General features: G+C 68.2%; 21 protein-coding genes. All 21 read right to left on the reverse strand.

Annotation, left to right across the window (positions count from 1 at the left end; genetic code table 11):
* Positions 1 to 127 precede the first annotated feature (127 nt).
* Positions 128 to 598, reverse strand: coding sequence for a cyclic nucleotide-binding domain-containing protein (locus tag HNV26_RS02460; RefSeq protein ID WP_090492638.1), 471 nt, complete (start codon positions 596 to 598; stop codon positions 128 to 130).
* A gap of 41 nt (positions 599 to 639) precedes the next feature.
* Positions 640 to 1,155 carry a gamma carbonic anhydrase family protein gene (locus tag HNV26_RS02465; RefSeq protein WP_171439489.1) on the reverse strand — a complete coding sequence of 172 codons (516 nt, stop codon included), beginning with the start codon at positions 1,153 to 1,155 and terminating at the stop codon, positions 640 to 642.
* A gap of 4 nt (positions 1,156 to 1,159) precedes the next feature.
* Entirely contained in the window at positions 1,160 to 2,548 is a 1,389-nt protein-coding gene (gene miaB / locus HNV26_RS02470; RefSeq protein WP_171439490.1) for a tRNA (N6-isopentenyl adenosine(37)-C2)-methylthiotransferase MiaB, read from the reverse strand.
* 73 nt (positions 2,549 to 2,621) lie between these two features.
* Complete coding sequence (locus tag HNV26_RS02475) at positions 2,622 to 3,131, reverse strand: hypothetical protein (RefSeq protein ID WP_171439491.1); 510 nt, start codon at positions 3,129 to 3,131, stop codon at positions 2,622 to 2,624.
* Between the two features lie 32 nt (positions 3,132 to 3,163).
* Positions 3,164 to 4,561, reverse strand: coding sequence for a VWA domain-containing protein (locus HNV26_RS02480; protein WP_140862901.1), 1,398 nt, complete (start codon positions 4,559 to 4,561; stop codon positions 3,164 to 3,166).
* A 254-nt stretch (positions 4,562 to 4,815) separates the two neighbouring features.
* Positions 4,816 to 6,111, reverse strand: a complete 1,296-nt coding sequence (locus tag HNV26_RS02485) for a class I SAM-dependent RNA methyltransferase (RefSeq protein ID WP_171439492.1) — start codon at positions 6,109 to 6,111, stop codon at positions 4,816 to 4,818.
* 7 nt (positions 6,112 to 6,118) lie between these two features.
* Positions 6,119 to 6,487, reverse strand: coding sequence for a TIGR02266 family protein (locus HNV26_RS02490; protein ID WP_090492651.1), 369 nt, complete (start codon positions 6,485 to 6,487; stop codon positions 6,119 to 6,121).
* A 62-nt stretch (positions 6,488 to 6,549) separates the two neighbouring features.
* Positions 6,550 to 7,206, reverse strand: coding sequence for a CoA transferase subunit B (locus HNV26_RS02495; RefSeq protein ID WP_011553802.1), 657 nt, complete (start codon positions 7,204 to 7,206; stop codon positions 6,550 to 6,552).
* A gap of 11 nt (positions 7,207 to 7,217) precedes the next feature.
* Entirely contained in the window at positions 7,218 to 7,916 is a 699-nt protein-coding gene (locus tag HNV26_RS02500) for a CoA transferase subunit A (protein WP_090492653.1), read from the reverse strand.
* 81 nt (positions 7,917 to 7,997) lie between these two features.
* Positions 7,998 to 9,179 carry a thiolase family protein gene (locus HNV26_RS02505; protein ID WP_171439493.1) on the reverse strand — a complete coding sequence of 394 codons (1,182 nt, stop codon included), beginning with the start codon at positions 9,177 to 9,179 and terminating at the stop codon, positions 7,998 to 8,000.
* Positions 9,180 to 9,400: 221 nt separating this feature from the next.
* Positions 9,401 to 11,800, reverse strand: coding sequence for a WD40 repeat domain-containing protein (locus HNV26_RS02510; protein WP_171439494.1), 2,400 nt, complete (start codon positions 11,798 to 11,800; stop codon positions 9,401 to 9,403).
* 236 nt (positions 11,801 to 12,036) lie between these two features.
* A complete protein-coding gene (locus tag HNV26_RS02515; RefSeq protein WP_002639616.1) occupies positions 12,037 to 13,749 on the reverse strand; it encodes a 30S ribosomal protein S1 in 1,713 nt (570 codons plus the stop codon).
* 370 nt (positions 13,750 to 14,119) lie between these two features.
* Positions 14,120 to 15,265, reverse strand: a complete 1,146-nt coding sequence (locus tag HNV26_RS02520; protein ID WP_090492665.1) for an acyl-CoA dehydrogenase family protein — start codon at positions 15,263 to 15,265, stop codon at positions 14,120 to 14,122.
* A gap of 10 nt (positions 15,266 to 15,275) precedes the next feature.
* Positions 15,276 to 15,728 carry an AgmX/PglI C-terminal domain-containing protein gene (locus HNV26_RS02525; protein WP_171439495.1) on the reverse strand — a complete coding sequence of 151 codons (453 nt, stop codon included), beginning with the start codon at positions 15,726 to 15,728 and terminating at the stop codon, positions 15,276 to 15,278.
* A 5-nt stretch (positions 15,729 to 15,733) separates the two neighbouring features.
* Positions 15,734 to 16,876 (reverse strand): acyl-CoA dehydrogenase, encoded by a 1,143-nt coding sequence (locus HNV26_RS02530; RefSeq protein WP_011553809.1) that lies wholly within the window; start codon positions 16,874 to 16,876, stop codon positions 15,734 to 15,736.
* Positions 16,873 to 17,580, reverse strand: coding sequence for a hypothetical protein (locus tag HNV26_RS02535; protein WP_171439496.1), 708 nt, complete (start codon positions 17,578 to 17,580; stop codon positions 16,873 to 16,875). The genes HNV26_RS02530 and HNV26_RS02535 overlap by 4 nt, the downstream gene beginning before the upstream one ends.
* Positions 17,581 to 17,584: 4 nt before the next feature.
* On the reverse strand, positions 17,585 to 18,361 hold the full coding sequence (locus tag HNV26_RS02540; RefSeq protein ID WP_140798526.1) for an enoyl-CoA hydratase-related protein: 777 nt from the start codon (positions 18,359 to 18,361) through the stop codon (positions 17,585 to 17,587).
* Between the two features lie 39 nt (positions 18,362 to 18,400).
* The gene (locus HNV26_RS02545) at positions 18,401 to 19,249 is read right to left on the reverse strand and encodes a 3-hydroxyacyl-CoA dehydrogenase family protein (RefSeq protein ID WP_140862915.1); all 849 of its coding nucleotides are present in this window, start codon (positions 19,247 to 19,249) and stop codon (positions 18,401 to 18,403) included.
* 76 nt (positions 19,250 to 19,325) lie between these two features.
* A complete protein-coding gene (locus HNV26_RS02550; protein ID WP_140862917.1) occupies positions 19,326 to 19,769 on the reverse strand; it encodes a hypothetical protein in 444 nt (147 codons plus the stop codon).
* Between the two features lie 2 nt (positions 19,770 to 19,771).
* Positions 19,772 to 20,272: a hypothetical protein gene (locus HNV26_RS02555; protein WP_171439497.1), complete on the reverse strand. Its 501-nt coding sequence runs from the start codon at positions 20,270 to 20,272 to the stop codon at positions 19,772 to 19,774.
* Positions 20,273 to 20,288: 16 nt separating this feature from the next.
* Entirely contained in the window at positions 20,289 to 21,374 is a 1,086-nt protein-coding gene (apbC, locus tag HNV26_RS02560; protein ID WP_011553815.1) for an iron-sulfur cluster carrier protein ApbC, read from the reverse strand.
* Positions 21,375 to 21,557 lie beyond the last annotated feature (183 nt).

Raw genomic sequence — 21,557 nt, forward strand, 5'->3', positions numbered from 1 at the left:
CCCATGCCACCTCGGCCCGCACCGCGGAACGAGGTGCGAGCGCTAGCCACCAGGCCCTACTCGATCCGCAGAGCCAGCGCCGCCGCGCAGCTTAACCACCGCCTGCCCGAATGGCGTCTCCTTCAGCTCAGGCCGCGGGCGCTTTTCCGATGAGCGTGCGCAGCATGTCCCGGTTGTCCCGAGCCTTCTGGCCGAAGTGCGCGACGATGCCCATCAGCAGCTTCACGCAGGCCTGCGGCTTGGTGGCCAGGAGTTTCTGGAAATCCGCGGCGCGAATCTCCAAGGCCAACACGTCGGTGACGGCGGTGGCGGTGCACAGCCGCTCACCCTTCTGCACCAGGGCCAGCTCCCCCAGGGGTTCGCCGGAGCCGACCTCACCCAGGGATACATCCTCGCCCCCTGCGCTCTTGGCGCTCAGGCGCACGGTGCCCTCGCCCACGATGAGGAGCGAATCCCCCGTCTTGCCTTCAGCGAAGAGCGCGGTTCCCTTGGGGAACGCACGGGCAACGGCGACCCCGGCGAAGATCTGGATGCCGGTGTCCGTGAACCCCTTGAACAGCGGACACGCCTTGAGCGTTGTGGCAGGCACGAGAGCCATGGATGTGCTCCTAACACGCCCAGCGTAGGCCCGCGAGCGACTCAGCGGTCCGTGTGGTACTCGGCCGCGAGCAGCACGTAGTGCTGGGCGGACATCAAGAGGAACTCACGCTCCGCCTCGGTGATGGGCCGCTTCACCCGGCCCGGGGAGCCCACCACCAGGGAGCCTGGGGGGATCTTCGTGCCCGGCGTCAGCAGGGCGCCCGCGCCGATGATGCAGTCGTCCCCCACCTCCGCGTCGTCCATCACGGTGGCGCCCATGCCCACCAGCACCCGGTTGCCGATGGTGCACCCATGGAGGATGACGTGGTGCCCCACCGTCACGTCGTCCCCCACCGTGGTGGCGGACCTGCCGCTGGTGACGTGAATCAGGGACAGGTCCTGCACGTTGGTGCGCTTCCCGATGCGGATGGGATTCACGTCCCCGCGCAGCACGCAGTTGAACCAGATGGAGGAGTCCTCCCCCACCTCGACGTCACCCACCAACTGGGCGGAGTCGTCCACGAAGCAGCCGGGGTGGACGCGGGGGGAGACACCTCGGAATGGCCTCTGGGGCATGGGGCTACGCCTCCGCGACGACGTGGAACGGCGCCTCGGCCATGGGCACCTGCAGCGGCTCCACCGTGGGGGGCTTGAGCAGGGCCACCTGCTTGCCCGCGAGCTGGTTGGGCGTGGCGCGCTCCACCTTCACCGTCACGAAGGCGCCCGCGGGGGCGTCCCCTTCGAAGTTGACGGTGCGGTTCTCCGGCGTGCGGCCGAAGCGCTTGGTGGCGTCGTAGCGCGAGTGCCCCTCCACCATGACCTCCACCTCCGAGCCCACGAGCGCCGCGGTGATTTCGCCGCTGATGCGCCGCTGGAGCTTCTGCAGCCGCTCCAGGCGGGCGATCTTCACCTCGTGCGGCACCGGGCCCCAGTCCTTCTCGCGCAGGGCCGCGCCCGTCTTGGGCCGCGGGCTGTAGACGAAGGAGAACTGGTTGTCGTAGCGGACCTGCTCGGTCAGCTGCATCGTCATCTCGAACTCCTCCTCGGTCTCCCCGGGGAAGCCGACGATGATGTCCGTGGTGACGGCGATGCCCGGCCGCGCCTCGCGCAGCTTCGCCAGGCGCTCCAGGTACTGCTCCACCGTGTAGTCGCGGCGCATCATCTTGAGGATGCGGTCGCTGCCGCACTGCACCGGCAGGTGGAAATGCGGGGTGATCTTCGGCTGGACGCGGAAGGCTTCGATCAGCTCGTCGGACAGGTCGTGCGGGTGGCTGGTGGTGAAGCGCACGCGCTCGATGCCGGGGACCTCCGCGGTGCGCAGCAGGAGCTGCGCGAAGGAGATGCCGCCCGCGTACGAGTTCACGTTCTGGCCGATGAGCGTCACCTCGCGCACGCCCACCTTCGCCAGGTCCGCCACCTCGACGAGCACGTCGGGGAACGCCCGGCTCACCTCGCGGCCACGCGTGTGCGGCACGATGCAGAACGAGCAGACGTTGTCACAGCCCTTCATCACCGTGACGAACTCGGTGACCTTGCCGCGGGACGTCTCCGGGTCGGCGCGCGGGAAGACGTACTCCTCCGAGTTCACGAAGGCCGTCTCCACCACCCGCTCCCGCTCCGCGGACACCCGGCCGATGATGTCCGGCAGGCGCGCGATGTTGTCGGGGCCGAAGACGAAGTCCAGGTACGGCACCTTCTTGAGGAGCTTGTCCTTCTCCTGCTGCGCCACGCACCCGCCCACGCCAATCAGCGCGCCACGGCTGGCCTTCACCGGCTTGTACCGCCCCAGGGCGGACAGCATCTTGTCCTCCGCCTTCTCCCGGATGGAGCAGGTGTTGAGGATGATGAGGTCGGCGTTGTCCGGCACCGGCGTCGGCGCGTAGGACATCTGGCTCAACACCTCGCTCATGCGGAGCGAGTCGTTGACGTTCATCTGGCAGCCGAAGGTGTGGATGAAATAGCGCTTCATGGAAGAACCCTGAGCAAGTACGTGCCCTTATCCGATGGCCGGACGCGGAATGCAACCAGCCGCCCGCCCGCCTTCATCCCCGGCTGAGCAGGTGCGTCAGGCGGGTGTGCAGGTCCACCAGCTCCGCTTCGCGGGCCCGGAGCAGCACCAGGGCGTCCTCGCCGTAACGCCGCGCCAGGGCGTTGGTTTCGCGCTCCTGCTTGGCCAACTCGTCCTGGATGCGGCCCTTGAGCTCGTCCGCCGCGCCGCCCTGGAGCTGCCCCAGCTTGTCCTGGAGCTTGCGGACCGCCCAGCGCCGCCCGCCGAAGGCTCGCAGCAGCGCGCTGCCCTGCTCCGCCGTCTTGGGGTCCAGCCCCGACGCGGCCAGGGCCTCGGTGTGGGCCTTGGCCAGGGTCTCCGTTCCCTGCCCGGAGGCCTGGGCAAGGTAGGTCTGCTGGTAGCGGACCAGGGCGTCGAGCATCGCCGCGTCCAGCGGGGGGGCGGCCCAGCGGAGGGTGCGGTCGTCGGCGGCGGTGAGGTCGGTGGACGACTCCCGGTTGGGGACGTCCTGGAAGCCGTTGTCGTCGAAGAGGAAGGAAGACATGGGAGGTGCCTTGCGGGGGAATGGGCCCGGGACTACGCGGGCACGAGCTGGTCGGCGATCCGGGCCAGGTCCGACACGGAGGTGACGACGACGGCCTGGTGGCAGTGCTTCTCGTAGGTGAGCATCTCGCTGTCGCCAATGCCCCAGTTGCCACGCTCCTCGGGGCAGATCCACAAGAGCCGCTTCGCCTTGCGGCGCAGGTCCTTGAGGGCCCAGGCGTTGTTCGCGTTGTAGTTGTTCCGCCCGTCGCCAATCACCATCACGGTGGTCCGGCGGGTGATGCTGCCCAGGTGGTCCCGGGTGAAGTCGGCCAGGGCCCGGCCGTAGTTGGAGTTCGCGCTCAGGGACACCGTCTTGCCCGCGGTGGCCATGTCGATGGCGGCGTCGACCTCCAGGTCCTTGAAGTACTGCGTCACCTCGCCCACGTCGGACACGAAGACGAACGAGCGCACGCGGACGAAGAGCGACTGCATCGTGTGCATGAACAGCAGCATCATCCGTGACGCCTGACGGACGGAGTCGGACACGTCGCAGAGCACCACCAGCTCCGGGCGCTCGGGGCGGCGGCTGCGGAACTGGGGCACCATGGGCACCCCGCCCCACGGCAGGTTCCGGCGCAGGGTGCGCCGCACGTTGAGGGCGCCCTTGCGGTGCGAGCGCTGCTTCCGGATGAGCCGGCTGCGCAGCTTCTCCGCCAGGGTGCGCACGGCAGACTCCATCTGGTCCACCTCCGCCTGGGTGAGCAGGTGCAGCGGCTTGTCCGCGGCGGTGTCGGTGCGGCGGCGGATGCGGGCCTCCGCCTGACGCTTCACTTCCTGGCGTGCGGCGTCCTCGATCTTCCGCATCGCGGCGGCGACATGGCGCGAGACAATCTCCACCCCTTCGGGGGTGAGGCCGCGGGCTCGCAGCTCGTCCTCGAGCGACTTCATGTCGTTCCGGGCCTTGTCCGCCCCAGCCGCCGCCAGCATGCGCCGGGAGAAGAACCCCGCCTGGAGCGGGCTCTCCATTCGCGACAGGTCCAACTGCAGCGAGGCCATCCGGAAGATCTGCGCCAGCCGGGCCCGGTCTCCCATCAGCACGGCCTGGGCCAGGGGGGACATCTCCGGGAGGAGCTGGTGCATCTGGATGAGGACCATCTTCAGCAGGTCGCCCTCCAGGTAGCCTTCCTCCTCCAATTGCTGCGCCAGCGACTTGTCGATGTCCTCGAACGTCCTCGCCGCGCCGGAGAAGTAGAACTCGAAGGCCCGGTTGAAGGTGTCCACGTCCAGCTCACGCTTCACCAGCGTGGTGCGGAGCACCGAACGGAACAGGTTCCGGTCTTTGAGGCCTACCTCGGACGTGGCGCGCAGCGCGTCCTGGACCTCGGACGTACTGACACGCACACCGTTCTGGCGAAGGACCTCGGCGAACTCGACGATGCGGGCATCCACGCAACCATCATGTCCGGGGATGGCCCGCGCGCAATCGGGAATGCACGACCATGAAGCGAGCGGCCGCCTGCCCCCCCTGGTACACGCGGTGTAATCACTAAAATTTACTGAATTACTATTTATTCCAGACTGGGGCTGCGGGCCACCCACTGCGGTTTCAGAGAGGAATCCGGCAAGCCGTGGCCTGAGCGCCGATGGGCGCCCGAACCCCGCTGCTCAACGAAGCAAAGACTCACAGTGCGTGCTGGCGCGATTCAGGCCGGCCGCTCGAAGGACATCACGGCCTCGACGTGATGCGTCTGAGGGAACATGTCGACCACCTGGAGGGCCAGAGGCTTGTAGCCCGCGGCAACCAGGCCCGCGGCGTCCCGAGCCAGGGATGCTGGATCGCACGCCACGTACACCACGCGGCGCACGCCCAAGGCGGTCATCCACTTCGCCAGGCCCGGGGCTCCCGCGCGCGGCGGGTCCGCGAGGCACACGTCGAAGCGGCGCTGCTCGGCCACCAGCCCGTCGCACACCTTGCGGGCGTCGCCCTGGATGAAGCGCACATTCGTCACCCCACCCTCACGAGCGCTCCGCTGGGCCAGCTCGACGCCCACGGGGGAGGACTCCACGCCCAGCACGGACGCGGCGGTTCCGGCCAGGGGGAAGGTGAAGTTGCCGTTGCCCGAATACAGCTCCAGCACGGTGTCGGACTCGCGGGCCCCCAGCTCGTACACGGCCGAGGTCACCAGCCCCACGTTGGCCTCGGCATGGGCCTGAGCGAAGGCATCCGGCCGCAGGTACAAGGGGACTTCCGGACGCAGCGGTGAGTAGGAGCGCAGCGCCGGCTTGCCAAGAAGCCGAGCCGAGCCTTCCTTCGGCGTCAGCACCGCGCCCTCCAGCCGCAGGGCGCGCACGGCCGCCTCGGCGGCTTCCAGGTGACGTGCCGTCACCGGGCCGCTGAGATTCACCGCGAACGCGGCCTTGTCCCCTTCCGCCAGCAGCAGCACTTCCTCGGCGTCCTTCGCCAGGGGCTTGAGCAGCGGGGCCAGCTTGCCGGGAAGCGCCGTGAGCACGGGCGTGAGCGCACCGCAGACTTCCACCGGCACGCGTTCGTGGCTGCGTCGGCCGAAGTACCCCAGCGCGCCCTTGCCCGCAGGATGCAGCACCGCGCGGCGCCGGTAGCCCCAGTCGCGAGGGGCCACCAGCAGCGGACGCACGGTGAAGCTGTCCCGAGCCAGGTGCCCCAGGTGCTCCAGGGTGGAGAGGACAATCTCCTGCTTCGCGCTGCGCTGAGCGGGCTCGGCGAGCCCCAGCCAGTCACAGCCGCCGCAGTCGGACGCGTACACGCAGGGCGCGTCACGCCGGTCCGGGCCTGGCGACACCACCTGTCGCAGGATGCCGCGCAGCACACGGCCTTGCGTCTCCAGGTGGACGCGCACGGTGTCGCCCGGGAAGGTCCCCGGGATGAAGACGGTGCGCCCCTGCCAGGAGGCCACGCCTTCGCCGAGCTGGCCGAGGCGTTCGATGGTCAGTTCAATGGGAAGTTCGGGTAGCGGCAGCATTCAGGCGCTATTCGGGCGGGAGCTCCGAGCGCAGGCGCTCCACGAACTCCGCGATACGCGTTCGCTTGTCTTCATCAACGTCCAGGAACTCCACCGCCATCCCTGGGGACTGGGGCGCGGGCACGCCCACGGCATTGGTGCGCGTCACCCGCCCCTTCAGCTCCACGGGGAAGTGCGCGCCGGGCAGCGTCACCAACAGCCGCACCACCGTGTCCACGGCCAACGGCTTGTCGGTGTTGATGTAGAGGCCCCCCTTCGACAGGTTCACCGCCCAGTCGGTGACGAAGCCAGAGACGCTGCGGTAGGCCACCGGCAGCTCGTACTCGAGACGGGGCGCGCGGGGATGAGGGGTCGAGGTGTTGGGACTGTCTGCCATGGGATGCGCTCCGCCGCGGGGTTCGTACAACGCCCGCGGCGGTGCACCTTATCCCCACACGCTCAGACTTTCATCTCACGGACGTCGGGGGCCACCGTCAGCTTCGGCTCGGTGAGCTTCTGCACCTGCTCCACCGTCACTCCGGGTGCCACCTCGCGCAGGATGAGCCCCTGCGGCGTCACGTCGATGTACGCGTGGTCCGTGACGATGTGGTGGATGCACTTGAGGCCCGTCAGCGGCAACGAGCACTTCTTGAGGATCTTGGGCTTGCCGTCCTTGTTGGCGTGCTCCATGGCCACGAAGATGCGCTGGGCACCGACGGCCAGGTCCATGGCGCCGCCCATCCCCTTGATCATCTTTCCGGGGATCATCCAGTTGGCCAGGTCGCCCTCTTCGCTGACCTCCATGGCGCCCAGCACGGCCATGTCGATGTGGCCGCCGCGGATCATCCCGAACGAGAGGGCCGAGTCGAAGAACGCGGCGCCGGGCACCGCCGTCACCGTCTCCTTCCCGGCGTTGATGAGGTCCGGATCCTCCTGGCCTTCCACGGGCCAGGGGCCGATGCCCAGCAGGCCGTTCTCCGACTGGAGCACGATGTCCATGCCCGGCGGGATGTAGTTGGCCACCAGGGTGGGCATGCCGATACCCAGGTTGACGTAGAAGCCGTCCTGCAGCTCCTGGGCGATGCGCTGTGCAATCTGTTCACGAGTCAGTGGCATGGCTGGGCTCCTCAGGCCGACTTGCGGACGGTGCGCCGCTCGATCCACTTCTGGAGGTTCTTCGCCTGGACGATGCGCTTCACGAAGATGCTCGGGATGTGCACCAGGTCCGGGTCCAGTTCGCCGGGCTCCACGATGTGCTCCGCCTCGACGATGGTGACCTTGGCCGCCATGCACATCATCGGGGAGAAGTTCCGCGCCGTCTTGCGGAACACCAGGTTGCCCCAGCGGTCCGCCTTCCACGCGCGGACAATGGCGAAGTCCGCCTTCAGCGGCGTCTCCAGCACGTGCAGCCGCCCGTCGATGACGCGCGTCTCCTTCCCTTCGGCCACCTGGGTGCCGGCGCCCGTCGGGGTGAAGAAGCCGCCAATGCCGCAGCCGCCCGCGCGGATGCGCTCGGCCAGGGTGCCCTGCGGGTTCAGCTCCACCTCCAGCTCACCGGAGAGGAACTGCCGCTCGAACTCCTTGTTCTCTCCCACGTAGCTGGACACCATCTTCTTCACCTGCTTGTTCTGAAGCAGGATGCCGAGCCCCAGCTCGGTGGTGCCGCAGTTGTTGGAGATGATGGTGAGGTTCTTCACGTTCTTCCGGTGAAGTGCCTCGATGAGATTCTCCGGGTTGCCGCACAGCCCGAAGCCGCCGCTCATGAGCGTGCAGCCATCCGGGATGTCGGCGACCGCCTCGTCCGCGTTCGCGTAGACCTTGTTCATCCGCCCTCCCGCATGTGCGAACGGGGTGACGGCCCTTGGCGGGCCCCTACCCCGTGCCCCTCCCCTATCGGGAGAGGAAGTTCAGCGCTCCACCATCAGCGCGATGCCCTCGCCGCCGCCGATGCAGAGCGACGCGACGCCACGCTTCTTGTCCAGGTCCTGCATCGTCTGCAGCAGCGTCACCAGCACGCGCGCGCCGGACGCGCCAATCGGGTGACCCAGCGCCACCGCGCCGCCGCGCACGTTCACCTTCGACGCGTCCAGGCCGAGCAGCCGGTTGTTCGCGATGGACACCACCGCGAACGCCTCGTTGATCTCCCAGAGGTCCACGTCACCCGCGCTGATGCCCTGCTTCTTCAGCAGCTTGTTGATGGCGTCCGTGGGGGCGATGGTGAACTCCACCGGCTTGCGCGCCGCCTGGGCGTAGCCCGTGATGCGGCCCAGGATGGCGCGGCCCTCGGCCTTCGCGCGCTCCTCGCTCATCAGCACCAGCGCCGCGGCGCCGTCGTTGATGGAGGACGCGTTGGCGGCCGTCACCGTGCCGTCCTTCTTGAACACCGGCTTCAGGCCCGGAATCTTGTCCGGCTTCGCGTTGCGGGGACCCTCGTCGTCGGAGACGGTGACGACGTCCTCCGGCTTCTTGCCCGGAATCTGGACCGGGACGATCTCCGCCTTGAACAGGCCTTCCTTCTGGGCCTGGATGGCGCGGCGCGTAGACTCCAGCGCGTACTCGTCCTGCTGCGAGCGGCTGATGTCCTGCGTCGTGGCGCACTCCTCGGCGCAGATGCCCATGTGGACGTTGCCGTACACGTCCCAGAGGCCGTCGAGGATCATCGCGTCCTTGAACTCCACGTTGCCCATGCGCGCGCCGCCACGCATCGTGTGGCTGATGTACGGCGCGTTGCTCATGGACTCCATGCCGCCCACGACGACGACGTCCGCTTCGCCCAGGGCAATGGCCTGCGCGCCCGCGCTGACGGCCTTGAGGCCGGAGCCACAGACCTTGTTGAGCGTGGTGGCGGGAACCGTCTCCGGTAGGCCGGCGAAGATGGCCGCCTGGCGAGCAGGCGCCTGGCCGACGCCCGCGGTGAGCACACAGCCCATGATGACTTCCTGAACGGCCTCGGGCTTCACGCCCGCGCGCTCCAGGGCCGCCTTGATCGCGATCGCGCCCAGCTGCGGGGCCGTCAGCTTGGCGAGCGCGCCCTGAAAGGCACCAATGGGGGTACGGGCCGCGCCCACGATGACGACGTCACGAGCCATGAAACCTGCCTCCTCTTGAGGATGTGCGGATGCTCTTCGATAACAGTGTCGGGGGCCCTTATCACCGGCCACTTCCCTGAGTTCAAGCATCCTTGCTCGTCACACGGACGTGAGCGTCCACTGTGCACGACGCAACGCGCCAGCCCTCGTAACCGCGCGAAGTGACGAGGGCTGGCGGTGTGCTGGGCGGGCCCATGCCCGCCCGACCGGTCGGACGGTTCCTAGCGGGCGCGCCAGGTGACCAGCGCCATGTCCGCGCCACCTGTGGTGAGGACCGCGCCGTCCCCGCGCCATGATGCGCCCAGGACCATGCTGTCGTGGGCCCCCATGACGCTGGGCAGAAGATAGCCGCGCTCATGTACCTGCCAGTCGAAGACGAGCCGCTCCGCACCGCCACCTGAGAAGCGCGAGCCGTCCGGATGCCACGCCAGGGCCAGTTGCGTGGTCCACGTGGGGGTCTCCGCGATGACAGCCCCCGTCCCCACATCCAGGACGGACACCCCCAGCCGGTCGCTGCATGCCAACCGGGTTCCATCAGGACTGAGCGCCGCGGTGGTCAGGATTTCCGGGGCGGACTCCACGCGCTTGAGCACCCCGGAGCTGCGGTTCCAGACATCCCAGGCTGCGTGGGTGTAGACGATGATCAGCGACTGGCTGTCCGGCGTCCATCCCAGCTCCACGACGGGGCTGTCCGTCTCTGGGATGTTGAGTAGCTCCGTGCGCGAAGCGACGTCCCAGACCTGGACGCTGGTCATGCTTCCCGTGAGAAACAGTGTCGCGCCCGCGCTCGCCAGCGTGCGGCCGTCCGGACTCAGCGCGACGTGCGCCACCGTGGGTGGATGACCCTGCGCCCGTTGCATCATCTGCAGCGGCGGCTGCGTCAGGCGGCCCTGCTCGACGTCCCAGAGGCAGATGCGTCCATCGTTTCCCCCCGACGCGAGCCGTGCGCCGCTCGCGTCCCATCCGAGCGCGCGGACCGTCTTGCCCTCGTGACCGTCCAAAGTCGCCAGCGCCTGGCCCGCGGCGCCCCAGAGCCGGACCTTTCCGTCGTCGCCCGCTGACGCCAGCCGGTTCCCCGCCGGGCTCCACTTCGTGGCGTTGATCGCGGACGAATGGGCCACCAACTCGTGGCGCAGCAGCCGCGACTGCTGCGCGTCCACGCTGAAGGTGGAGACCGACGCGGGCCTGCGGGCCACCGCGACGAACGAGTCGTGGACCGGGTGGAAGCGCACGGCGCTGAAGCCCAGGGCGTCCAACGGATTGGGGGGCACCTCGGTGTTGTTTGCGACCACCCTCCCGGTGTTGACGTTCAGGACCGTCAGGGAGTGGACCAGGTCCACGATGACGAGCCAGTCCTGGGTTGGGCTCCAGTCCATGCGGGACGACACGCTCCACGGTCCAAACCAGGAGGCCTGGAGCTCGTGGGTTGCCGTCTCATACACCCGGACGTTCCGGTAGCTCCCCACGGCGTAGCGAGCGCCGTCCGGACTCCAGGAGAAGCTGTCGCCATGCCCCACCTCGTGGACCTGCACCCAGGGGTCCAGACTGTGGATTTCCACCTGCTCGCCCGCCATCTCCAACGCAACCCGCGCTCCATCCGGGCTCCAGTGGATTTTCCGGAGGGTGCGCGCCGTCCGCAACGGCGCCCGGCTCTCCGTCCCCGAGGACGCGGCCCAGAAGCGCACCTCCGCGCCGCCTGTCTCCGGGTGGCTGACGCTGGCCAGCTCATTTCCTCTCGCATACCAGGCCAGCCCCACCACGGGCCCAGCGTGGGCGCTCCACGTCTGGTGGAACGCTCCCGTCGCCGGGTCGATCAAGGCCAGTCGCCCATCCGCGAGCCCCACCGCCAGGTCCTCGTCCCGCGGGCCCCAGGACACCGAACGGATGTCAGTGGAGTCCTGGTGGATGATGCGGGCAACCTGCCCAAGGCCCGCATTCCAGATGCGCAGGCCGCCGCGCGAGCCCCTTTGATCCAACACCGCGAGCAGCCGGCCATCGGGGCCCCACGACGCATCGCTGGGGTAGGAGGCGCCCGTCTGGCGCCACTCCACGGCCTGCTCCTCCCTTCGGGCGAACCCTGCCCCACAATGATAGTTGTGGTCGACCCGGACGACCTGGGACGCGCGCTCGGTGCCACAGCGCAGCAACCCCGTGAAGCGCCAGCCGGGCTGTGGCTCTACGGACAGAGTGACTTCGGCTCCGACCTCGAAGCGAGCGCTGCAGGTGGACGTGCAGTCGATGCCGCTCGGCGTGCTCGTCACACGCCCGTGGCCAAAGACCTCCACCGTGAGCTCCCGCTTCCCGTCATCCAGCGGTGGCGCCGGGTGCACTTCGAAGAGCGCGTATTCGGACCACGCCCCCAACTGTCCGTGGGTATCGACCGCGCGGCAGCGGGCCGAAAACTGCCCCTTCGTCTGGAAGACGGGAGCCACATCACCGGCGGTGCCGCTGGGAACACGTTCGGACAGGCTGACTTCCGCCTTCGCGCGCCCCCAGTCGAACGCATAGGTCAGCGCGTCACCGTCCGGATCCTCCGCGATGCACCGGAAGCCTCCCGGCAATCCCGCCGTGAGCCCTACGACGGGGGCCTCGATGCGTGCCTGGCCCGGAGGGCGGGACACAGGGGGATTCGGGCTGCTTCCATCCGAACAAGCAAACACCGCACTCAGCACGAGTGCGCAGGCCACCCCGGAGCAATGGCCCCAGGCAACAGAACGAACAAACATGGATTGTCCCCCGCGCGCTCGGCCCCGTAGCGCGTGGTACCTCCATAGCAGGCCCCGCCCCGAAACGGCAACGGCCGGGCCCCCTCTCGGGAACCCGGCCGTCTCGCCGTGCTGGCGCGTGCGGCTGAAGACTACTTCTTCAGCTTGCTCGCCATCACGTCGCCGAGGCGCGCCTTCGAGCCTTCCGCCTGCTTGCGGAGGTACTCGCGGTAATCCTCGCCCTCGCCGATCAGCGCCTTCATCGACAGCGCGACCTTCCGGTCCGGGGTGTTGATGTCGATGATCTTCACCTCGACATCCTGCGCCTCCTGCACCACGTCACGCGGGTTCTCGACACGCTCCTCCTTCAGCTCGGAGACGTGGACGAGGCCCTCGATGCCCGGCTCGATCTCCACGAACGCGCCGAAGTCGGTGACCTTGGTGACCTTGCCCTTCACGCGGCTGCCCACGGGCAGGCGCTCGGACAGCGTCTCCCAGGGGTCCGGCTGGAGCTGCTTGATGCCCAGGCTGAAGCGCTCGTTCTCGACGTCGATGTTGAGCACCACCGCCTCGACTTCGTCGCCCTTCTTGAACATCTCGCCCGGGTGCTTGATGCGCACCGTCCAGGAGATGTCGGAGACGTGCACCAGGCCGTCCACGCCCTCCTCGACGCCGACGAACACGCCGAAGTCGGTGACGTTGCGGATCTGACCCTTGATGACGGAGCCGATCGGGTACTTGTCCTCGAGCAGCGTCCAGGGGTTCTGCTCGATCTGCTTCATGCCCAGCGCGATGCGCTTGGCCTTCGGATCGATGTCCAGGACGACGGCCTCCACCTCCTGGCCGACCTCCAGGATCTTGGACGGGTGCTTGAGGCGCTTGGTCCAGGACATCTCGGACACGTGCACCAGACCCTCGACGCCCTGCTCGATCTCGATGAACGCGCCGTAGTCCGTGATGGACACGACCTTGCCGCGCACGCGCGTGCCGACCGGGTACTTCTCGTCGGCGCGGTGCCACGGGTCCTCCTGGATCTGCTTCAGGCCCAGGCTGACGCGCTCCTGCGTCGGGTCGAACTTGAGGACGACGACGCGAACCTCGTCACCCACGTTGAACATCTCGCTCGGGTGACCGATGCGGCCCCACGACATGTCCGTGATGTGGAGCAGACCGTCGATACCGCCCAGGTCGATGAACGCACCGTAGTCGGTGAGGTTCTTGACCACGCCCTTGAGGACGGCACCCTCCTTGAGGTTCTTGAGGGTCTCCTTCTTCATCTCCTCGCGCTGCTTCTCGAGGAGCACGCGGCGGGAGAGGACGATGTTGCCGCGCTTCTTGTTGAACTTGATGACCTTGAACTCGAATTCCTTCGAGATGTACTGGTCAAGGTTCCGCACGGGGCGGATGTCAACCTGCGAGCCGGGCAGGAACGCCTTCACGCCGATGTCGACGGACAGGCCGCCCTTCACGCGACCGACGATGGTGCCCTTGACGATCTCATCGCGCTCGCAGGCGGCGCTGATCTCGTCCCAGATGCGCATCTTGTCGGCCTTCTCCTTGGAGAGGACGACCATGCCGGTGTCGTTCTCGCGGCTCTCCAGGAGGACCTCGACGGGGTCACCGGCCTGAACCGAGACCTCTCCGCGAGGGTTGGTGAACTCGGAGATCGGGACCTGTCCCTCGGACTTGTAGCCGATGTCGACAATCGCGAAGTCCTTCGTCACCTGGACCACGGTGCCCTTGACGATCTCCCCTTCCTTCAGGATGCCGTCACCACCGCGCTCCTTGAGCGAGGCCTCGAACATTGCGGCAAAGTCTTCGTCGCCGCCGTCCATCCCGACCTGCTGGTTCACGTTCTGCTGCATGAAATGGAAGTCCTTTGAAACCGGTACAACTGCCCCCTGATGGTGGTTTTTCCGTCGCGGCCTGCGGGGAGCAGCGGGCAGTGACGTTCGTCCTCCTCATTGAGGACTTGATTTGATGGAAGCCGCGCACCCTAGACACCGGTGATTCCGGTAGTCAAGCGAGCTCGTGCCCCCTGTGCTGTTGGGTGGATGTCCTACCCCGGAGCTGTCAATGGCTCCTAGTTAAGAACGCCTGCCCTGTCGCGCAGCCCCGTTCCGCAGGATGCCTGCCCCCAGGCTGGTGTCCGAACGAGCGGCCAAGGCCCTGAAATTCCAGGGCCAACTCCGGGCCGCGCTCAACCGCCGACGGCCCCGGATGTCTTCCCGGCCGTCAGCCCTGGAGCTTGAAGCTCTCGCGGGCGATCACCATCCGCTGCACCTCGCTGGTGCCTTCGTAGATGGTCTGCACGCGGGCGTCGCGGAAGAACCGCTCCACCGGGAACTCGTCGATGTAGCCGTAGCCGCCGTGGAGCTGCACGGCCTTGTCAGCCACCTTGTTGCTCATCTCGCTGGCGAAGAGCTTCGCCATGGAGGCCTCGCGGGAGAACGGCTGGCCCTTCTCCTTCATCGACGCCGCGCGCAGCGTCAGCAGCTCCGCCGCCTCCAACTGCGTCTGCATGTCCGCGAGCATGAAGCGCGGGCCCTGGAACTCGCCAATGGGCTGGCCGAACGCCTGGCGGTCCTTCACGTAGGCCACGGTCGCCTCGAGCGCCGCGCGCCCCACGCCACAGGCCTGCGCCGCGATGCCAATGCGCCCACCGTCCAGCGCCACCATGGCCAGCTTGAAGCCCTGCCCTTCGGCGCCCAGCAGGTTCTCCGCCGGAACCTCGCAGTCCTCGAACGTGAGCGACACCGTGTTCGAGGAGCGCAGGCCCATCTTGTCCTCGTGCTTGCCGATGATGAGCCCCTTCGTCCCGCCTTCGACGATGAAGCACGACAGGCCCTTGTTGCCGGCGGGGGACGTGCGCGCCCACACCACCATCACCCCCGCGTGCGCGCCGGAGGTGATCCACTGCTTGCTGCCGTTGAGGACCCACACGTCCCCGCGCCGCACCGCGGTGGTGCGCAGCGCGCCGGGGTCGGAGCCCGCATGGGGCTCGGACAGCGCGAACGAGCCCGCGATGGCCTCACCGGACGCCAGCCGCGTCACGTACTTCTCGCGCTGCGCGTCGGTGCCGAACGCGTTGATGAGCTCGCCGCACATGTTGGTGACGGCCATGGCCACCGACGTAGACGCGTCGGCCGCGGCCATCTCCATCATCGCCAGCGCATAGGCCACCACGCCGGCCTCCGAACCGCCATAGCGCGCCGGGAGGTTCACCCCCAGCAGCCCCATCTCGCCCAGCTGCCGGAAGAGGTCCGTGGGAAAGCGCTCTTCGCGGTCCAGTGTCCGGGCCAGGGGGGCCACGCGCTCGCGAGCGAACTTGCGCGCGGTGTCGCGGATGAGGGTCTGCGTCTCGGTGAGCTCGAGGTTCACGGCGGTTGTCCTACTCGATGGCCTTGAGGTTGAACGGGTACTCGATGGGGCGGTCCGTGCCATCCGGAGGCTTCGGGAAGGTCATGGACGACAGGACGGCCTGGACGCAGTCGTGCAGGCTCGGGTCCTTGAGCGTGCTGGTCTTCTTCACCACTCGGGCGTCCTTCACCAGGCCGTTGGCGTCGATGGTGAAGGTCGTCATCAGCCGCCCCTCCACCGTCCGGTCCTTCTCCGCCATGTGGTCTTCGTAGCACTCCTGGATGCGGCGCTGGTGGTACTGGACGACCTGACGGATGGAGTCGGGCGTGAAGGGCATCCGCTCGACGTCCGGCCCGTCGCGCTTGGCGGGGGCCGGCGTCGTGGCGGCGGGCTTGCCGCCAGCGGGCGCCTTCGCGGGGGCGGCGCCCTGCGCGAGCGCAACCGCCGAGGCCAGGACGACTGCGGAGAGAAGCGCTCGGGTCATGACGGTTACTCCCTCAGCAGGTTGGCGGCGATGACGATGCGCTGGATCTCGCTCGTCCCCTCGTAGATCTCCGTGATGCGCGCGTCGCGCACGTGGCGCTCCACGTCCATCTCCTTGCTGTAGCCCATGCCGCCGTGCACCTGCAGGGCCTTGTTCGCCACGCGGCTGGCCATCTCGCTGGCGTACAGCTTGGCCATGGCGCTCTCCGCGCTGTGGCGCACGCCCTTGTCCTTCTGCAGGGCCGCCCGCCACACGAGCAGCCGGGCCGCGTCGATCTCCGTGGCCATGTCGGCGATCATGAACTGGATGGCCTGGTGCTCGCGGATGGGCTTGCCGAAGGACTTGCGCTCACCGGAGTAGCGCACCGCCTCCTCGTACGCCGCGCGCGCGATGCCCAGCGCCTGCGACGCGATGCCGATGCGGCCGCCGTCCAGCGTGCTCATGGCGATCTTGAAGCCCTCGCCTTCCTTGCCGAGCATGTATTTGGCCGGCACGCGCATGTCCTCGAAGAACATGGAGCAGGACCAGGCGGCGCTGATGCCCATCTTCTTGTCCGGCTCGGCGCGGATGAACCCCGGGGTGTCCGTGGGGACCATGAACGCGGTGATGCCCTTGTGGCCCGCTTCCTTGTTGGTCATCGTCATCAGGACGATGGCGTCGGCCTTGGGGCCGTTGGTGATCCAGTTCTTCGAGCCGTTGATGACGTACTCGTCACCCTTGCGCACGGCGACCGTCTTCTGCGCGGCGGCGTCGCTGCCGGCCTCGGGCTCGGTGAGGCCGAAGCAGCCCAGCTTCTCGCCCCGGGCGAAGGGCGCCAGGAACTGCTCCTTCTGCGCGTCCGTGCCGTACTTCATGATCGGATCGCAGTAGAGCGAGTTGTTCACGCTCATGATGACGCCGGTGGATGCACAGCCGCGGCTGATCTCCTCCATGGCGATGGCGTAACAGACGTTGTCGAGCCCGGCGCCGCCGTTCTGCTCGGGAACGGCCACGCCCAGCAGGGACAGCTCGGCGAGCTTCTTCACCGCGTCCGTCGGCCAGGCGTGGTGCTCGTCCCACTTGCGGGCGTTGGGGATGAGCTCCTTGGCCGCGAACTCGCGGGTCATCCGCTGGATTTCACGCTGGATGTCGGTCAACTCGAAGTTCATGGAACCTCCATAATATGAGGGGCTTCCCTCTGGAACAGCGAAGACGCGGCGCGCGCGCGGAAGCGCGCCGTGGCGTGCCGGTGAGACACCGTCCGGTCGCCTGAGACCCGGGATTCCCCGGGAGTACCCCAGAACATATTGAGGGGCACCGTGACGTCGAGGCTGACGTCCAGCCGGTTCCCCTCCCCCGTCCATGCCCGCCGCACGACCACGGACAGGGTCCACGGCACCGTGTCCGGGTGCCGCTCGACGAAGTCATAGGACAACCCCAGCCCGGCCACGCCGCCCGAACCGTCCCGCCCCCACAGCCCCGCGCCTTCGGCCAACACTCCAAAGCGCGCTGCGTCAGGAAACGCATACACCCGTGCCCCGGCGAGCATCCGGAAGGCCGTCCGTCCCAGCCGGAGCTGAGGCTCCAGGAACGGCGACACCACCAGCGTGGGCCCTGGCACGTCCAGCGCCGGCAGGGCCCACGGGTGGATGGGCCAGGACAGGACCCAACCCTCCTGGGCATCCGGCCCCCACTCGTAGCGGACGTCGGGCACGAGCGGGTCCAGGAAGCAGCCCGTGTAGAGGCACAGCGAGCGCTTCCAGGACACCAGCACGGGGGCCCGCCCGTCGTCGTCCTCACCTTCGTCCGAAGCCTGGGCCGGCGCGGCGGCCAGGAGACACGCCAGCAGTCCCCCGGCCGCGAGCCCCTTCACCGCGCTACTTCCCGGTGAAGGTCGCGGGGCGCTTCTCCAGGAAGGCCTTCATGCCTTCGCGCTGGTCCTCGGAGCCGAACAGGTCGCCGAAGGCCTTGCGCTCGATGTCGTTCGCCGCGCGCAGGTCCTGGTCGGCGCCGGCCTCGATGACCTGCTTGGCCTTGGAGATGGCCAGCGGGCTGTTCTTGAGGATCTTCTCCGCCACGGCGCGGCAGTGCGCGAGCAGGCCGTCCGCGGGGAGGACCTCCAGCACCATGCCAATCTCCTTCGCCTTCGCCGCGTCGATGCGGTCGCCGGTGAAGATGAGCTCCTTGGCGCGGGCGCGGCCCACCACGCGGGTGAGGCGCTGGGTGCCGCCGAAGCCGGGGATGACGCCCAGGCCGACTTCCGGCAGGCCGAGCTTGGCCTTCTCGGAGGCGTAGATGAAGTCACAGGCCAGGGCCAGCTCGGAGCCGCCGCCGAGCGCGAAGCCATTCACGGCCGCGATGGTCGGAATGGGCAGCGCCTCCAGCGCGGCCATGACCCGGTGCCCCAGGGCGCCGAACTCCTGGGCCTGCGCGTCGGTGAGCGCGGCCATCTCCGCGATGTCCGCGCCCGCGACGAAGGCCTTCTCGCCGCCGCCGGTGACGATGAGGACGCGCACGTCCGCGGGAAGGGACTTCAGCGCGGACTCGAGCTCCTGCAGCGTCTTCGTATTGAGGGCGTTGAGCGCCTTGGGGCGGTCGATGAAGAGGGTCGCGATGGCGCCCTCCTGCTCCAGCCGGATGTTCTCGTAGGCCATGTTCGAGGCTCCTGGGGTGGAAGTGGGTAACCGCGAGGCTCAGTACTTGTAGAAGCCGCGGCCGTTCTTCTTGCCGTACCAGCCGGCCTCCACGTACTGCCGCAGCAGGGGGCTGGGGCGGTACTTGGGGTCGCCCAGGCCCTTGTGGAGCACCTCGGCGATGTAGAGCACGGTGTCCAGGCCGATGAAGTCCGCCAACTGCAACGGGCCCATGGGCTGGTTGGTGCCCAGCTTCATCGCGGTGTCGATGTCCTCGACGGAGCCCAGGCCCTCCATGACGGCGAAGCAGGCCTCGTTGAGCATGGGGATGAGGATGCGGTTGACGATGAAGCCCGGGTAGTCCTTGGAGACCACCGTCGTCTTGCCCATCTTCTCCGCGAGGGCCCGCGTGGTGGCGTACGTCTCATCGGACGTGGCGGCGCCGCGGATGATCTCCACGAGCTGCATCACCGGCACCGGGTTCATGAAGTGCATGCCGATGACGGACTCGGGGCGCTTGGTATACGCGGCGATCCGGGTGATGGGGATGGACGACGTGTTGGTGGCGAGCACGCCGCCCGGGCGCACGATTTCGTCCAGGTCCAGGAAGATGCCGCGCTTGAGGCCCTCGCTCTCCGTCACGGCCTCGACGGCGAAGTCCACGTCCTTGGCGTCGGTGACCTTCGTCACGGTGACGAGGTTGGCCTCGGCCGCCTGCTGCTTGGCGGCGTCGAGCTTGCCCTTCTCCACCAGCTTCTTCAGGCCGGCGCGGATGCGGTCAGCGCCCTTGGCGAGCCCCGCTTCGGAGACGTCCGCCAGCGTGACGCGAAGGCCCGCGACGAGTGCCACCTGCGCGATGCCCGCGCCCATCTGCCCTGCCCCGACGACGACAATGTGTTCCGTTGCCATGGCGTGTACGCACCTCTTGGGTCGGAAAGTGTGAAGAACGTTGTGCGGGCGGCCTTAGCCCACGCCCCCAGGTCGGTCAACGAACTGCGGCGGGCAACTGAAGCTGCTGGACGATGTACTGCCCTTCGCCGACGACGAGCTCCGTCTCCAGGCGCACACGGGCGTCGCTGCCCTCACGTTTCACGAAGAGCGCCGCGTCCCAGGTGCCCTCGGGCAGGTCCACCTTGTACGTGAGCTCAGGCGGTGGTCCCGAGGGGAAGAACCGCTCCTCGCGCTTGAGGAGCTGGCCTTCCGGGTCGGAGATCTGCAGGTCCACGGCGCGCACGGAGGCCCAGCCCGGACCCGCGAGCTGGAAGGCGACGTCGCGCTCGGGGGTGCCCGTCACCTGCCACAGGTAGAGGCCGAGGGCGACGAGCAGGAGCAGCGGCAGCCGCTTGGCCAGCGCGCTCTTCCGTTCGTTCGGGCGCGGAGGCGGCGCGGCGCTCGAGGGGGACTCAGCGGGAGGGGGCGTGTCCGCCACCGTTACTCCTTCTTGGTGCGCTTCGCGCTGGGGCGCTTCGCGTTGAGCTCGGAGATGACCACGCTGGGCGTGGCGGACCGGCGGGACCTGGTGGGGGCTTCCGACTCGGAGGGCTTCTCCTCCTTCTCGGGAGGCACCAGGCGGATCTGCGCCTTGATCTCCACCGTCATGCCGGACATGAGCTTGAGGAACTCGTCGCGGAGCTTCTCGGACTGGAGGAAGCGGCGGAGTTCCTCGGTGACGGCGCGCGTCACCTCGTCCTTGGTCTTCTCGGCCTGGCCGAGGATGAAGCCCAGGGCTTCCTTGGGGAGTTTGAGCTGGCCCGCGAGGTTGCGGATGCCCTCTTCCGTCATGAAGAGGGCACCCAGGCCGGCCACGGCCATGCGGCGGACGAACTCCGGAACGAAGCCCGCGGGCCCGTTGGAGCCACTGGAGCGGTCCTGCCGTTCGTCTTCGTCGAGCAGCGGATCGGGCGGGAAGTCGTCGTTGCCGGCCGGGGCCATGATGTCTCCTCGATAGTTAGCGGGCCTGCATCACCGGCAGCGGAACGCTCTTGATGCTCTGAGCGGACACGCGCCCCGCGACGTTCCGCGCGACTTCCTGGAAGGCCTTCGCCTCCGGGCTGTCCTTGGCACCCACGACCACCGGAACGCCGGAGTCTCCAGACTCCCGCACCTTCAGGTCCAGCGGGATTTCACCGAGGAATGGAATCCCGAACATCTGCGCGGCCTTGCGGCCGCCGCCGTGGTTGAAGATGGCCGTGGTGTGCGAGCAGTTCGGGCAGACGAACTGGCTCATGTTCTCCACGATGCCCAGCACGGGGATGTGGACCTTGTCGAACATCTGCTTGGCGCGAACCACGTCCGCGAGCGCCACGTCCTGCGGCGTGGTGACGAGCACGGCGCCCGCGGCCCGGACGGACTGGGACAGCGTGAGCGCCACGTCGCCGGTGCCGGGCGGCAGGTCGAGGACGAGGTAGTCGAGCTCGCCCCAGTTCACGTCCCGGACGAGCTGCATCAGCGCGCCGTGGAGCATGGGACCGCGCCAGATGAGCGCCTGGTCGGCCTCCACGAGGAAGCCGATGGACATGACCTTGAGGCCGTGAGCCTCGAGCGGGTTGAGCGACTTGCCGTCCGGGCTGACGGGGCGCTTGTCGCCCAGGCCGGTCATCAGGGGGACGGAGGGGCCATAGAAGTCCGCGTCGAGCAGGCCCACCTTGGCGCCGTGCTGGGCCAGGGCCGTGGCGAGGTTGAGGGCGACGGTGGACTTGCCCACCCCGCCCTTCCCCGCGCCGACGAGGATGATGTTCTTGACCTGAGGGAGCAGCGCGCCAGCGGGCATGCCCCCGCCGGCCGGGCGGACCCGGGCGCCCCACTCGATGTCGAAGGACTTGAGGCCGGGGACGGCCTTGAGGGCGGCCTCGGAGTCGGCCTGGATCTTCCCCTTCATGGGGCAGGCAGGCGTGGTGAGCTCGATCTTGAGTTTCGCGGTGTCCCCACTGACGTGGATGTCCTTCACCATTCCCGCCTTCACGAGATCGATGTGAAGCTCGGGATCCATCACCTTCGACATCGCAGCGAGGATGTCGGCCTGGGTAACGCTCATCAGGACACCTGAAACCTTTGGAAAACGGGCGGTTGTCAGCCGCCAACGGGCGCGGAATCTGCCAGCCCAGGGGGGGCTGTCAACGTCGTTTAACGGGGCTGTACGCCCAGCGCACCCTGTAGGCCCCAAGTACGGCCGGTGAGTGTCGGCCCGCTGAACGGGCCTATCAGGAGCGCTGGTGTG

Origin of the sequence: Myxococcus xanthus, assembly GCF_013116825.1 — a bacterium.
GTDB classification, from domain to species: domain Bacteria; phylum Myxococcota; class Myxococcia; order Myxococcales; family Myxococcaceae; genus Myxococcus; species Myxococcus xanthus_B.